Genomic DNA, 12,455 nt, shown 5'->3' with positions numbered 1-12,455 from the left:
GTCAGGAGGTCCACCTTCTCGCCGGACGGCCGGGCAGCCGTCGTGCCACGGTCAGCAGGAGGATGAGCGAGCTGAGGGCGGTGACCGCGGCGACACCGCCGCGCACCGACCACACGTGCAGCGCCAGCATGCCCTGCGCGACGAGCAGGTTGACCGCGAAGGACCCGGACACGGACACCACGGCCCGGCCCCACGGGGTGAGCGCGCGCAGCGCCGCGCCGATCGCGGCCCCGGGCGCGGCGATGAGGAAGAAGAGGGTGAACGGGCCGCGCAGCGGTGAGTCCAGGTCGACGAGCGCGAGCATCGCGCCGACCCCGCCGACGGCGACGGCCGCTCCCGCGAGCAGCGGCACCAGGTCCTGGCGGGCACCTCGTCCGGTGCGCTGCCCCGTGTCCGTTGGCGGTGCCTTGTTCCCGATGGTTTGCATGGGCGACTTTGCCCCCCGACGCGCCGGATGCCGGGCTTCAATGTCGCGCAGTCCTCACGGCCCGTCAAGATGCGGAGACAGTGTGCAGATGTTCTACGCCAGGGCCTCCTGGCGAAGCTGAACTTCCCGTTCGGGCAAGGGAATTGTTGAGGAACTCATTGACATGAACACTATCGGCGGCCGGGGGTGCGTGCTACCACGGTCGAGGCAGAAACCCTGCTAAGGGAGGTTCCATGAAATTGTCCCGGATCACGGCATACATGTCCTCGCTCCTCCTTGCGGCCGCCTTCGCGCTCACCGGCGCGGCAGCGGCCCACGCAGACCAGCCGACCGGCCAGAAGGCCGCGGCCACGGGCTATGTGGCCCTCGGCGACTCCTACTCGTCGGGCGTCGGCGCCGGCAACTACGACAGCGCGAGCGGCAACTGCAAGCGCAGCAAGCGCGCCTACCCCGCCCTGTGGGCGGCCGCCCACTCACCCTCCAGCTTCAACTTCACGGCGTGCTCGGGCGCTCGTACGGGTGATGTTCTGGCGAACCAGCTGGGCCCGCTCGGCACCGGCACCGGTCTCGTCTCCATCTCCGTCGGCGGCAACGACGCGGGCTTCGCCGACGTCATGACGACCTGTGTGCTGCAGTCCGAGAGCAACTGCATCGCGCGCATCGACCAGGCGCGCAAGTACGTCGACTCCACGCTCCCCGGAAACCTCGACAGGGTCTACGACGCGATCAGCGCGAAGGCACCCTCCGCCCGCGTCGTCGTCCTCGGCTACCCCCGCTTCTACAAGCTCAGCGGCTCCTGCGTGGCGGGCCTCTCCGAGCGCGAGCGCGCCGCCATCAACGGCGCCGCGGACTACCTCAACGCCGCCACCGAGAAGCGCGCCGCCGACCACGGCTTCGCCTTCGGCGACGTCACCTCCACCTTCGCCGGGCACGAGATCTGCTCCGGCAGCCCCTGGCTGCACAGCGTCAACTGGCTGAACATCGGCGAGTCCTACCACCCCACCGCCGCCGGTCAGTCCGGTGGCTACCTCCCGGTGTTCACCGCGGCGGCCTGACCCCCGCCGGCCGCGCGTACCCGTTCGGCGTGTAGGAGGCCTCGCCCGTCGGGGTCTCCTGCTCGCACGTCACCGTGTACGCGACCGAGTTCGACGTCGTCTCCACCGGCTTGCGCACCTGGACGCTGATCGCGTTCTCGTACGTCCCGCCACCCGGGTCGTACGCGGGCTCCACGTGGTTGACCTGCCGCGACTTGCCGCCCCCCGAAGGGAAGGAGAGCGTCTTCCAGCCGGGGTCGCCCGGCTCGCCGGACTTCGTCACCCAGCGGTACTCGACGGTGGCGGGCACGCGCCCCACCGTGAACGTCGCCGTGAAGGACGGGGCCTGACCGGCCGTCGGCGGGCAGACGCCCTCGTACCGCGTGTGGGCGCCGGTGACGTGCACCTGCACGGTCTGGGCGGGCGGGCTGGTCTTGCCGCCGCTGCCCCCGCTCCCGCCGCTGCCCCCGTTCCCACCGTTCCCCCCGTTGTCTCCGCTGCCTCCGTCGCCGCCGTTCGTGGAGCCGCCGTCGTCGCCGCTCCCGTCCGTGGAGCCGCCCGACCCGCCGTCCGAACCCTCCGACGTGCTGCTGCCGCCGCCGGTGGACCCGCCGCTGTTGTCGCTCCCCTCGCTGCCGCCGCTCCCGCCGTCGCCGCCGTTGCCCCGGCTGACCAGGGCGTACGTGATCCCGCCCAGCGCGAGCGCCAGCACGACGAGCCCCGCGACCAGGGCGAACACCGCACGCCGCGACCGGTCGGGCCCGGCCGTCGCGGTGTCCGTGGTGGTCGTGCCGGACCACGGCGGGGAGGCCGGCAGGGGAGCGGGCGGCGTCGGCTCCGACGGGGGCCGCTCGGCCGTGGCCGTCGGCAGGTAGGGGAACGCGGTCCCGGTGCGCGGAGTGCCGCCCGACGCCACGACGCGCAGATCGCGCTCGGCGTCGGCGGCGGACATCCGTTCGTCCGGATCCTTGCGCAGCAGCCCCTCGATGACCGGCAGGAGCGGCCCGGCGTTCCGGGCGGGCGGCAGCGGCTCGTCCACCACCGCGCGCAGCGTGCTCAGCGGCGTGTCCTGGCGGAACGGCGAACTGCCCTCCACCGCGGCGTACAGCAGCACACCGAGCGACCACAGATCGGACGCGGGACCCGGCCGCTGCCCCAACGCCCGCTCCGGCGCGAGGAATTCGGGCGACCCCACGACCTCGCCGGTCATCGTCAGCGCCGAACTCCCCTCGACCAGGGCGATTCCGAAGTCCGTCAGGACGACCCGGCCGTCGTTCGCGATCAGTACGTTGCCGGGCTTGACGTCGCGGTGCAGGACCCCTGCGTCGTGCGCGGCGCGCAGGGCGCCCAGGATCTCGGCGCCGATCCCGGCGGCCCGCTGCGGGGTGAGCGCCCCCTCGCCCTCCAGCACGTCGGACAGGGAGAGGCCGCGCACCAGCTCCATGACGATCCAGGGGCGGCCGCTCTCGCTCGCGACGTCGTAGACCGTCACCACGTTCCGGTGCGGGATGCGGGCGGCGGCCCACGCCTCGCGCTCGAGGCGCGCGTACAGCCGGTCGACCTCACCCGCCGGGAGCCCGGCGGGCGCGCGGACCTCCTTGACGGCCACCTCGCGGCCCAGCACCTCGTCACGGGCCCGCCACACGGTGCCCATGCCTCCCTCGCCCAACGGCGCCAGAAGGCGGTACCGCCCGGCGATCACGCGCTCTGGCCGGCTCACGGGCGCCCCCCATCCGCAGCGGTGCGATTCTCCACAAAATTAGCTCAACCGAGCGCTGTTGCGGCCCCCTTGAACACCAATCCACACCCAAGAGCGAGGACGACGCACGCCGAACCGAGCGGCAGGAGCCGCCGGGCGCGGCGCCGCGCCCACTCCGGCCCGACGCGGCGCCCCACGAGTGACCCCGCGCGGACGACGAGGAACCCGGCGGCCGTCAGCGTGGCGGCGAGACCCACGCCGTACGCCACCACGAGCAGCAGCCCGAACCAGGCATCGCCGAGCGCGGCGGCGCCGACCAGCACGACGACAGCGGAGGGACTGGGCACCAGGCCCCCGGCGAAGCCGAGGAAGAGGGCGCCGCGGAGGGTGGTTCCGGGGGCGGGCGAATGGCTTTGCCCGTGGGGGTGCCCGTGGCTGTGGGGGTGATCGTGCGTATGCGTGTGATCGTCGCCGTGCTCGTGGTGGGTCCGGTGCCGTCGCAGCCATGCCCTGCGGACCAGCAGCACGCCCGCGCCCGCGACGAGCACCCCACTCGCCACACCGAGCCAGGCGACCACCGCCGGACCCGCGGCGGATCCCCCGCTCACCAGCAGGCCCAGGGCGAGCACGCCCAGCGTGTGGGTGACCGTCACGGACGCGGCGAGCGGCAGCACATCACGCGCGGAGGCCCGGCCGCGGGCTGCCGCCGTGGCGGCCATCAGCGTCTTGCCGTGCCCCGGCGCGAGGGCGTGCAGCGCGCCAAGGAGCAGGGCGGTGCCGAGGGCGAGCGCCGCGTAGGCCGGCGTGAGCGGATGCCGGCCGACGAGACCGGTCAGGGCCTGCGCCCACCGGTCGGCGCCGCGCGGCAGCACGGCGGCGATCCCTTCGGGGTCGTCCCCGGCCTCCCGGTCCGGTCCTTCCGCCCGGTCGTCCGCGAGGGCGGGCCCGCCCGGCGCGATCCGCAGCGACGCGGACGCGGTGTCCGGCGGGGCGGAGAGCAGCCGCTCCGGATACCGGGTGAGCCGCTCCGACGCGGAAGTCTCCGGTACGTCGGACCGGGTGAGGGTCGTCCGGTCGCCCCGGGCGGTGATCTCCCGCCAGCCGGTACGGTCCTGCGCGCCGCCGCGGAAACGGACCGTCACGTCGCCCGCGCGGGGGAGGGGAGCGCTGAGGGCGCACTCCACGCGGAGCGTGTCGAGCCCCGCCTGCCCCGGGCGTACCAGGGCCCGGGAGGCGCCCACGTTCAGTTCGACACCGCGTCCTCCTACGGTGACGCGGGCGTCGTCCGCGGCGTCCCGGCAGCGCTGCCGGGCCCAGGCCGCGCGTCCCGCCTCGCGGATACGGGGGGCGGCCTGGGCGGCCGGGATCTCGGCGAGGTCCTCCACGTGGTCGATCCTCAGCCGGCCCGGCTCGGCGACGAGTCCGTCGTAACGGCTGACGGTGAAGTTGCCCAGGGGGTGGGCGTGGGCGGTCCCGCCGGGGGCGGCCAGGACGAGGACGGCGCCGAGTGCGACGGCGCCCAGGAGCGGCCGCCTCCACCGTGTGTGCGACGGCGCGGTCCGTCGCCCTGTAGGAGCCACTGGCCCGCCGCTTCGCGGCGGATGATTCCCACCCACCCACCCGTTTGCCCCGCGACGAGCGGCGCAGGTAGGGGCCCCGAGCCATGGCCATCGGGCCCGGCGCGCCCCCCTCACGACCCCCCACCCCCCAACGCCCGCAACGCCTCCCGTGCCTCCCGCGAACCCACCGGCGAGAAGCCGGGGTTCAGGCGGAGCGCTGCCTTCAGTGAGCGGCGGGCGGACGCCGTGTCGCCCACGGCGCGCTCGATCATGCCTCGGTGGTACAGGAAGGACGCCTCACGGAACCCGGGCCCCGTGGCCCGCCGCGCGTGGCGCAACGCCTCCTCGTCACGGCCGTTCACGTGCAGCGCCCAGCCGAGCGCGTCGGCGGTGTGGACCGTCTGGCGGCGGGTCCACTCCGCCCGTGCCGCCCGCAGCGCGGCCGCCTTGTCGCCGTGGTCGGCGGAGGCGAGGGCCGTGTCCAGGTCGGGGTTGACTCCGTTGGCGCGGGCCAGCGCGGCCCATGCGGCCACGAGACGGTACTGGTCCTCGGCCCGGCGCGGTTCGCCACGCGCCTCGTACAGCTCGCCGAGCGCGAGCAGGGGGCCCGGCAGCGGTTGCCGGTCCACGACCTCGCGCAGGGCGGCGATCGCCGGGGCGTACTCGCCGCGCGCCGCCCGCGCCCGGGCCCGGCACTCCAGGGCGGGGAGGTACGTGGCGTCCGCGCGGAGCGCGGCACCGCAGTGCCGGAGCGCGGTCCCGTACTCGCCCTGGCGCCACGCGAGCTGGCCGAGCGCGGTCGTCACGTACGCCACGTCGCCGGGCGCCGTGGCCCCGTCGAGCGCCCGTTCCAGGACGCGCCGCGCGGCCGGTACGTCGCCGCGCAGCTCCCGTACGTACGCGTACCGCGTGAAGACCGGTACCCCGGGCCGCCGCGCGTCCGCCTCGTCGGCCGCGCGGGACGCCGCGTCGTAGCGGCCGAGTTCGACGAGGGCGTCGACGCGGGTGGCCAGCGCCCGCTCGCTGTAGGGGTTCTCGGCGAGCGCCGCCTCGGCGTGCCGGAGGGCGCCGGGGAAGTCGTGCCGGGCGGCGGCGACGGCGGCGCGCCCCGCGAGCGCCGCGTCGTTGCCGGGGCGCAGCTCAAGCGAACGGCCGAGGGCGCGGTCGGCCGCGCCGTACAGGGCCGGGTCGCCGCGGGTGCGGGCCTGCTCGACGTAGGCCGTGCCGAGCGTGGCCCAGGACGTGAAGTCCGTGGGCTGTGCGCGGAGCCGGGACCGGAGCGCGTCCACGCCACGGTCCAGGTCCCCGCCGCGGAGGCCGTCGAGCGGTGCGCCGGGCCCGGCGGCGACGGGGCCCGTCCGCACCGGCCCGTCGTCGGAGCCGCCGAGGACCACGGCACCCGAGGTGAGGGCGAGCGCGAGGGCGACGCCGGCCACGGTGCTCCGTACGAAGGTGCGTGCCATGAAAGAGACCAGCCTTCCGCGAGGGGCGAGGAGAGAAGTCGGGGCGCGAAGTGGAGGCGCGAAATGGAGGCGCGGTCCGCAGGGGGATGCACTGCGGACCGCGCCCGTTCCTGAGGGCCCTCAGACGGCCCCGTGCCTCCGGCCCCGCCACCAGGCGAGCCCGAGCCCCGTGAGGAGCACCCCGGCGGCACCGGCCGCCGCGGAGGCGATCAGCACCGTGTCGTCGGCTCCGCCGGACGACGCGGAGGCCGCGGGCACGGCCCCGCCCACGAGGGCGTCGCGCGCCGAGGCGTTGTCGCCGTCGCTGCCGCCCTTGGCCGCCGCCGCGTGCGTCGGGGACGTGGGCAGCGCCAGGTAGGGGAAGGTCCCGCCGAACGCCCGGTCGTTGGCGTTCACCGCGTCGCCCAGGTCGTTCTTGGCGCCCACGAGTTCACCGGCGACCGCCTGCAACTCGATGTCGACGACGTCGTCGGTGAGCCGCCGCCCGTTCGGGAAGCCCGCGTTGTCGCCGTCGAGGACGCCGAGCCGCTTCGGGTCGGCGGACGGTTTGACGGAGGTGTTGAGGCGCAACGCCTCCGCAGGGCGCACGCCGGGCGGCTGGTTGAGGTCCTTCACGCCGGTCAGGAAGACGGAGACCAGGTCCTTCCTGGGCTCGGCAGGGGCCTTGATGCCGTAGATCCTCTCCAGGAGCTTCGGCAGCTCGGGCTTCTGCACGTACGGCAGGAAGTCCGCGTCGTTCCACGGCGAGGACGCGTTGAACCTGTCCTTGTCGCGGATCGGCACGACGACCTCGTTGACCAGCGGGTTGCCGAGCCGCGAGACCTGCGTCCAGTCACCCTTGGCGTTCTTGCGCTGGGTCGTCGACCAGACGCCCACCGTCGGCTGCTTCGCCGACTGGCGTATCTCGGCGCTCGGCACCTGAAGCGCGACCGTGTTCACGTTGTAACCCTTGAGGGTGTCCTTGCCGATCTGGGAGAGGTCACCGCCGTACAGCAGGTCGAACACCTGGAGGTCCAGGAAGAAGGGGTCGTCGGCCTGTCCGACGTACGACGTGCCGCCGCCCGCGACCTTCCGTACGGCCTGGTCGCGCAGCTTCTTGTAGTCGGGCATGGAGGCGTTGCCCACCCGCGACGGAGCGACCGGCAGATCGTCGGCGATCTTCTTCGTGGAGACGACCTTCTGGTCCTTCAGCTTCAGCAGGTCGATGTCGTACGACTGCGTGATGTTGAGGTCGGGGTCGTCGAGGCTGGTCACCGGATCGGTGTTGTACAGGAAGGTGTTGCCGTTCTTGACCTTCGTGTCGAACGTCCACCGGTAGAGCAGATCGCCCTGGGCGTCGCCGTCGCTGTCGATGTGTATGTCGTACTGGGCGTCCTCGGGGAACAGGTAGAAGTTGGGGCCGCCGGCGGGTTCCTCGAAGGGGATCCAGTTCGCCACGAGCGTCGTGGTGTCCGGCTTGTCGGGGCTGACGAACGCGTACACGTCCGTGTTGTCGTACTGCGGCTGCCCCGAGATCAGCGGGGCCTCCCGGTGGCTGGAGGCCTGTGCGGCCCCTGGTTCCAGCACACTCACCCCGGCGGCTGCGAGCCCCCCGGTGGCGAGTGCGCAGCAGACCAGCGCGACGAGGCCGCGGCGCCCCGTCCTGCTTCTGGTGATCGCTGTCATCGCATCCGTCCTTACACGCCTGATGTACCTGACTGACACAGGCCATTCGGGGCGGGACGGCGTACGGATTGGTCCGACTTCCTCCACGTGGAGCCTCTCGGCCCGCGTGAGATGGCCCACGTCACCGGAGCGCCCTGGGGCACCGCGCGCGGAGTATGTCCAACTCGCCCTGGAATCAGTCGGATTCGGAGAGTAATCGTCAACCTCCTTGCGGGGTAGGTGAATCCTGCGACCGGGATACACGCGTGTCCGGATGGGGCGATAGGGTTAACCTGCCCTGGGCCGGGTGCCCTCGTACGGGTGGGGAGTGACATGGAACAGATAACGGTGCGCAGCAGGGCGCGTGTCCCTGCGATCACTTGTGGCAGCAGCGCGAGCAGTTCGCGTCTCGACCGCCATCTCTCGGTGCTGGGCGGCCCCGCCGTCCCGCAGCGCGAGTCGCACGAGGCGACGCTGCTGATGCGTGAGCTGACCTCACGTGACCACGCGCACGCCCGCAGCAGCAGGGGTGCCCGAGTGAGGCGAGTCTCGCTCTTCGCGCCGCTGCGCCGGTTGCGGCGCTCGCTGTTCGGCGGACGCTGACCGCGGGTGGTCCCCGGGACTGAACCGCCGCTCCGCGGCGGGTCTTTCCGGCCACCCCGCTCACCCCGTCAGTCCACTCCGGCAACCCCGTGCCACAGAAGATTCAGTCGTACCGCACCGACCGCTGGGCCGATGGCCCGGACTCCCCCGGTCGGTGCGTTTCGCTTTTCGCTGTCAGCTTCCCTGTCAGCGCTCGCCGCGGGCGTACCGCCGGACCGCGAGCGGTACGCACAGCGCCAGCAGCGCCAGCGACCAGAGGACCGACCCCGCCACCGGGTGGGTGACCGGCCAGGCCGCGTCCGTCGGGACGGGCGCGTTGCCGCACAGGTCGCGCACCGCCGTCGCCACCGCGCTGATCGGATTCCACTCGGCGACGAACCGCAGCCAGGACGGCAGCCCGTCGGTGGGGATGTACGCGTTCGACAGCAGCGGCAGCATGAACGTCGCACTGCCCAGCTGCCCCGCCGCCTCCTCGCTCCGCGAGGCGAGCCCCAGCAGGATCCCGATCCAGGTGGTCGCGAACCGGAAGAGCATCAGCAGGCCGAACGCGCCGGCCGCCGCGAACGGCCCGCCCTCGATCCGCCACCCCATCGCGAGCCCCACGAGCGCCAGCGGCACGAGCCCCGCCGCCGTGGTCACCAGATCCGCGAGCGCCTGCCCGAGCGGCACGGCGGCCCTGCTCATCGGCAGCGTCCGCAGCCGGTCCGTCACGCCCCTGTGGGTGTCCTGGGCGGCGGTGAACATGCCGGTCATGATGCCGTTGGCGGCGGTCGCGACGAGCATGCCGGGCACGAGGAAGGCCCGGTAGTCGGAGCCGGGCATCGCGAGGGCGCTGCCGAAGACGTAACCGAAGAAGAGCAGAAAGACGATCGGCATCGTCTGGGTCATGACCAGGATCGCGGGCGCGTGCCGGACGCGCCGCAGATGCCGGCCCAGCATGGCCGTGCCGTCGTAGAGGATGGCGCTCATGGGGGAGACCTCCGGGGATCGGGGGGGGAGTGAGGAAGGCGGGGGTCAGGCGGTGAGCCGCAGGAAGACGTCGTCCAGCGACGGCCGCCGCAGACTCGCGTCGACGACCGGAACCCCGGCCGCGTCCAGCTCGCGGACGAGCCGCGGCAGCGTGAGCGCGGGGCTGAGGGCGACCACTCCGGCGGTGCGGGACTCCGCGTCGAGCACCGGCTCCGCTCCCGTCAGCCGGTCGAGGACCGCCGCCGCGGCGGGCAGCGCCGCGTCCTCCGCGACGACCACCTCCGCGTAGTTCCCGATCTGCGCCTTCAGCTCCGCGGGCGTGCCGCGGTGGGCCGCACGGCCGCCGTCGATCAGCACGATGTCGTCGGCCAGCTGGTCGGCCTCCTCCAGGTACTGGGTGGTGAGCAGCACCGTCGTGCCCTCGCCGGCGAGCTTGCGCACGGCCTCCCAGATGCCGTTCCTGCTGTGCGGGTCGAGGCCGGTGGTGGGCTCGTCGAGGAAGAGCACGGCGGGCCGGGTGATCAGGCTCGCGGCGAGGTCGAGGCGGCGCCGCATGCCGCCGGAGTACGTACGGGCCGGGCGGTCCGCCGCGTCGGTGAGCCCGAACTGTTCGAGGAGCTCGTCGGCGCGTGCGCGCGGGGCGCGCAGGAGGCGGGAGAAGAGCCGCAGGTTCTCCCGCCCCGTCAGATCGCCGTCGACCGACGCGTACTGGCCGGTGACGCCGATGTGCCGGCGTACCGCCGCCGGGTCCCGCACCACGTCGTGCCCCGCGACGCGCGCGGTCCCGGCGTCCGGTGACTGCAGGGTGGTGAGCACCCGGACCGCCGTGGTCTTGCCCGCGCCGTTGGGGCCGAGCAGCCCGCAGACCGTGCCCTCGGCGATGGCGAGATCCAGGCCCCGCAGCGCGGTGACCGCCGAGTCGCCGGAGCCGTAGCGCTTCTCCAGACCCTCACTAAGTACAACGTACGTAGAAGTCATGCCGTCACGGTACCGCACTACGTACGGTGTACGTAACTAACATGGGGGGCGAGGTGATGATCAATGGCGGGCCGAGCGGCCACTCCCGAAGTGATCTGGGCGCGCCCCGAGCGTGCGGGCCGCGGCCCCAAGCCCGCGTACAGCAGGGCCGACATCGCGAAGGCGGCGGTCCGCATCGCCGACGCGGACGGCATCGCCGCGGTGTCCATGCGGCGGGTGGCGGGCGAGCTGGGCTGCGGCACGATGTCGCTGTACAACTACGTGCCGCGCAAGGAGGACCTGTACGAGCTGATGGTCGACCTGGTCAGCGGTGAGTACGAGCTGTCCGAGGAGGCGGTGGGCGGCGACTGGTACGCGGAGATGCTCGCGCTCGGGCGGCAGAGCCGCGCGATTTTGCAGCGTCATCCGTGGCTGGTGCACGTCATGTCGACGGTCTACGGCTCCAGTCCGAACGCCCTCCGGTATCTGGAGCACTGCCTCGGCGTCCTGGCGGGCCTCGACGCGCCCTACGGCACGAAGATGGAGCTCATCGCGATGGTCAACGGCACGGCGATGACCGCCGTGGCCAACGAGATCGCCATCGCCGAGCGCACGAGGGGTCTGCCGTGGTCGGCGGAGGAGGAGCAGGAGGTCCGGACGGCCTACCTGGTCCGGCAGGTGGCGGGCGGGGCGTATCCGCGGCTGGCGGACATGCTGGCGCAGGCGCCGCCGCCCGGGGACGCGGACGAGAGCTTCGAGCGGGCGCTGCGGCGCCTGCTCGACTCGTTCCGTTACGAGTTCCGCTGAGCGCTTCGGGGGGCCTGCTGCTCGTGCGGGCCGGCTGTGGCTGGTCGCGCCGTTCCCCGCGCCCCTTACGGGGCGCGAGCCGACCCGCTAGATCAGGGCGAACTGGCCGTCCGGGCCCTCTTCGCGGTGGTCCAGGACGGATGCCGGGCGCCGTGCGGTGTCGGGGGCGGGGAGGATGTCCGCGGTGCGCAGGTCGGTTGCCGTGAGCGGGGGGCCGAGGGAGGACGTCAGCCGTGTCTGCTCCGGGGCCAGTTCCGCGAGCAGTGTCAGGACGGTGATCAGTTCGAGCAGTTCGGACGTCCACGGCTGGGGCCAGGCCGGGGGGCGGATCGCCTCCAGCGTGCCCGGCTCCGCCGCCTCCGTGCGCCGCGCGAACCAGCGCTCGACGACGCGGACCCCGCTCACCTCGTACTCCCAGGCCTCCCTCGCCACCGGCGAGATGACGCCTTCCTCGCCGACCCGCAGGACCTCGTCCTCCGCGTCGTACGCCAGCGTGTCGGGCCGCGCGGGCAGCGGCGCCCGGACGTACGGCCTGCGGCCGCCGGGAAGCTTCGGGCGCTCGCCGTCGCCGCGCAGCTGCAGCCGGAGCAGCCGCTGCCCGAGCTCCACGCCCCGCGTCCACGCCCCGCTGTCGCGGGTGAGCGGCACCCTGCACCCCGCCGCGGAACCGGTGCCGACCGCGAGCACCCACGCGAGCAGGGCGCGCGCGGTGACCTCCTGGCTGAGCAGCTCCGACAGATGGCCGAGCAGTCCCGGCGCCACGTTGGGCTCCAGGCCGCCGGGGCGGCGGAACAGCGGCCGTATCCGGCCCGGCCGGCCGGCGGGTGAGCGGCCGTCGGGCAGGACCGCGGACGCGAGGACGGCCGGACCCGCCGCCCCGGGCACGTGACCCTGCTCGACGGTGAAGAGCTGGCCCTCGCCCGCGACCCGCCACAGCTCGGGGCGGGCGACGTCGAGCAGGCGGTGGTCGGGGATCAGCCACTGCTCGTCGAACGGTCCGTGCAAGACGCGTACGGGCTCGGGGCAGGGGCCGGACTCCTTGGCCAGGCGGCCCGTCGCGCCGGAGTGACCGGGGAGCTGGGCCACGGCCGTGTGCAGGGTGCGGGTGCGCGTGGGGCGGAACAGGGCCTCGCGGTCCGGGCCCGCGGCGCGGACGAGGGCGCCCCAACGGGCCTTCAGGGATGCGGCGTCCGGTCCCATCGGCCACCCGCGGCCCGGCCGGAGCGGTGCGACGGACCACGGCATGAGGTCCGCGAGCAGCGGCGCTTCGTCGTGCGTCACGCCCGGCATCGT

The 12,455-nt window shown here is 73.7% G+C and carries 11 protein-coding genes; 3 read left to right on the top strand and 8 right to left on the bottom strand.

Annotated elements, in window-relative coordinates; all coding sequences use genetic code 11:
* Position 1 precedes the first annotated feature (1 nt).
* On the bottom strand, positions 2–427 hold the full coding sequence (locus ACI2L3_RS24745; protein ID WP_404754571.1) for a hypothetical protein: 426 nt from the start codon (positions 425–427) through the stop codon (positions 2–4).
* 233 nt (positions 428–660) lie between these two features.
* On the opposite strand from ACI2L3_RS24745, the gene ACI2L3_RS24740 reads away from it, so the two are divergent.
* Positions 661–1,482: an SGNH/GDSL hydrolase family protein gene (locus ACI2L3_RS24740; RefSeq protein WP_404754570.1), complete on the top strand. Its 822-nt coding sequence runs from the start codon at positions 661–663 to the stop codon at positions 1,480–1,482.
* Here ACI2L3_RS24740 and ACI2L3_RS24735 read toward each other — a convergent pair.
* The 4 genes from ACI2L3_RS24735 to ACI2L3_RS24720 form a co-directional block, all read right to left on the bottom strand.
* Positions 1,466–3,181 carry a serine/threonine-protein kinase gene (locus ACI2L3_RS24735; protein WP_404754569.1) on the bottom strand — a complete coding sequence of 572 codons (1,716 nt, stop codon included), beginning with the start codon at positions 3,179–3,181 and terminating at the stop codon, positions 1,466–1,468. The two genes, ACI2L3_RS24740 and ACI2L3_RS24735, sit on opposite strands and share 17 nt — an antisense overlap.
* A gap of 44 nt (positions 3,182–3,225) precedes the next feature.
* On the bottom strand, positions 3,226–4,740 hold the full coding sequence (locus ACI2L3_RS24730; RefSeq protein WP_404754568.1) for a nickel transporter: 1,515 nt from the start codon (positions 4,738–4,740) through the stop codon (positions 3,226–3,228).
* A 110-nt stretch (positions 4,741–4,850) separates the two neighbouring features.
* Entirely contained in the window at positions 4,851–6,182 is a 1,332-nt protein-coding gene (locus ACI2L3_RS24725) for a tetratricopeptide repeat protein (RefSeq protein WP_404754567.1), read from the bottom strand.
* 120 nt (positions 6,183–6,302) lie between these two features.
* Positions 6,303–7,847: a DUF4331 domain-containing protein gene (locus ACI2L3_RS24720; RefSeq protein WP_404754566.1), complete on the bottom strand. Its 1,545-nt coding sequence runs from the start codon at positions 7,845–7,847 to the stop codon at positions 6,303–6,305.
* A 312-nt stretch (positions 7,848–8,159) separates the two neighbouring features.
* Between ACI2L3_RS24720 and ACI2L3_RS24715 the strand changes: the two genes are divergently transcribed.
* Positions 8,160–8,429 (top strand): hypothetical protein, encoded by a 270-nt coding sequence (locus ACI2L3_RS24715; protein ID WP_404754565.1) that lies wholly within the window; start codon positions 8,160–8,162, stop codon positions 8,427–8,429.
* A 186-nt stretch (positions 8,430–8,615) separates the two neighbouring features.
* Here ACI2L3_RS24715 and ACI2L3_RS24710 read toward each other — a convergent pair whose 3' ends face one another.
* Both ACI2L3_RS24710 and ACI2L3_RS24705 read right to left on the bottom strand, forming a co-directional pair.
* A complete protein-coding gene (locus ACI2L3_RS24710; protein WP_404754564.1) occupies positions 8,616–9,398 on the bottom strand; it encodes an ABC transporter permease in 783 nt (260 codons plus the stop codon).
* A 45-nt stretch (positions 9,399–9,443) separates the two neighbouring features.
* The gene (locus ACI2L3_RS24705; protein ID WP_404754563.1) at positions 9,444–10,376 is read right to left on the bottom strand and encodes an ATP-binding cassette domain-containing protein; all 933 of its coding nucleotides are present in this window, start codon (positions 10,374–10,376) and stop codon (positions 9,444–9,446) included.
* Positions 10,377–10,439: 63 nt separating this feature from the next.
* On the opposite strand from ACI2L3_RS24705, the gene ACI2L3_RS24700 reads away from it, so the two are divergent.
* Complete coding sequence (locus ACI2L3_RS24700; RefSeq protein ID WP_404754562.1) at positions 10,440–11,162, top strand: TetR/AcrR family transcriptional regulator; 723 nt, start codon at positions 10,440–10,442, stop codon at positions 11,160–11,162.
* Positions 11,163–11,249: 87 nt separating this feature from the next.
* Here the strand turns inward: ACI2L3_RS24700 and ACI2L3_RS24695 are convergent, their stop codons facing one another.
* Positions 11,250–12,452 (bottom strand): type ISP restriction/modification enzyme, encoded by a 1,203-nt coding sequence (locus ACI2L3_RS24695; protein WP_404754561.1) that lies wholly within the window; start codon positions 12,450–12,452, stop codon positions 11,250–11,252.
* Positions 12,453–12,455: the final 3 nt, after the last annotated feature.

The organism is Streptomyces sp. NPDC029674 (assembly GCF_044903205.1).
In the GTDB taxonomy this organism is placed as follows: Bacteria; Actinomycetota; Actinomycetes; order Streptomycetales; family Streptomycetaceae; genus Streptomyces.
The sequence above is the reverse complement of the archived record's forward strand: the minus strand, read 5'-3'. Positions and strand labels throughout refer to the sequence as shown.

Coding starts and splice junctions, on each gene's coding strand:
- ACI2L3_RS24745 (WP_404754571.1), bottom strand. CDS start 427: ATGCAAACCATCGGGAACAAGGCACCGCCAACGGACACGGGGCAGCGC.
- ACI2L3_RS24740 (WP_404754570.1), top strand. CDS start 661: ATGAAATTGTCCCGGATCACGGCATACATGTCCTCGCTCCTCCTTGCG.
- ACI2L3_RS24725 (WP_404754567.1), bottom strand. CDS start 6,182: ATGGCACGCACCTTCGTACGGAGCACCGTGGCCGGCGTCGCCCTCGCG.
- ACI2L3_RS24720 (WP_404754566.1), bottom strand. CDS start 7,847: ATGACAGCGATCACCAGAAGCAGGACGGGGCGCCGCGGCCTCGTCGCG.
- ACI2L3_RS24715 (WP_404754565.1), top strand. CDS start 8,160: ATGGAACAGATAACGGTGCGCAGCAGGGCGCGTGTCCCTGCGATCACT.
- ACI2L3_RS24710 (WP_404754564.1), bottom strand. CDS start 9,398: ATGAGCGCCATCCTCTACGACGGCACGGCCATGCTGGGCCGGCATCTG.
- ACI2L3_RS24705 (WP_404754563.1), bottom strand. CDS start 10,376: ATGACTTCTACGTACGTTGTACTTAGTGAGGGTCTGGAGAAGCGCTAC.
- ACI2L3_RS24700 (WP_404754562.1), top strand. CDS start 10,440: ATGGCGGGCCGAGCGGCCACTCCCGAAGTGATCTGGGCGCGCCCCGAG.
- ACI2L3_RS24695 (WP_404754561.1), bottom strand. CDS start 12,452: ATGCCGGGCGTGACGCACGACGAAGCGCCGCTGCTCGCGGACCTCATG.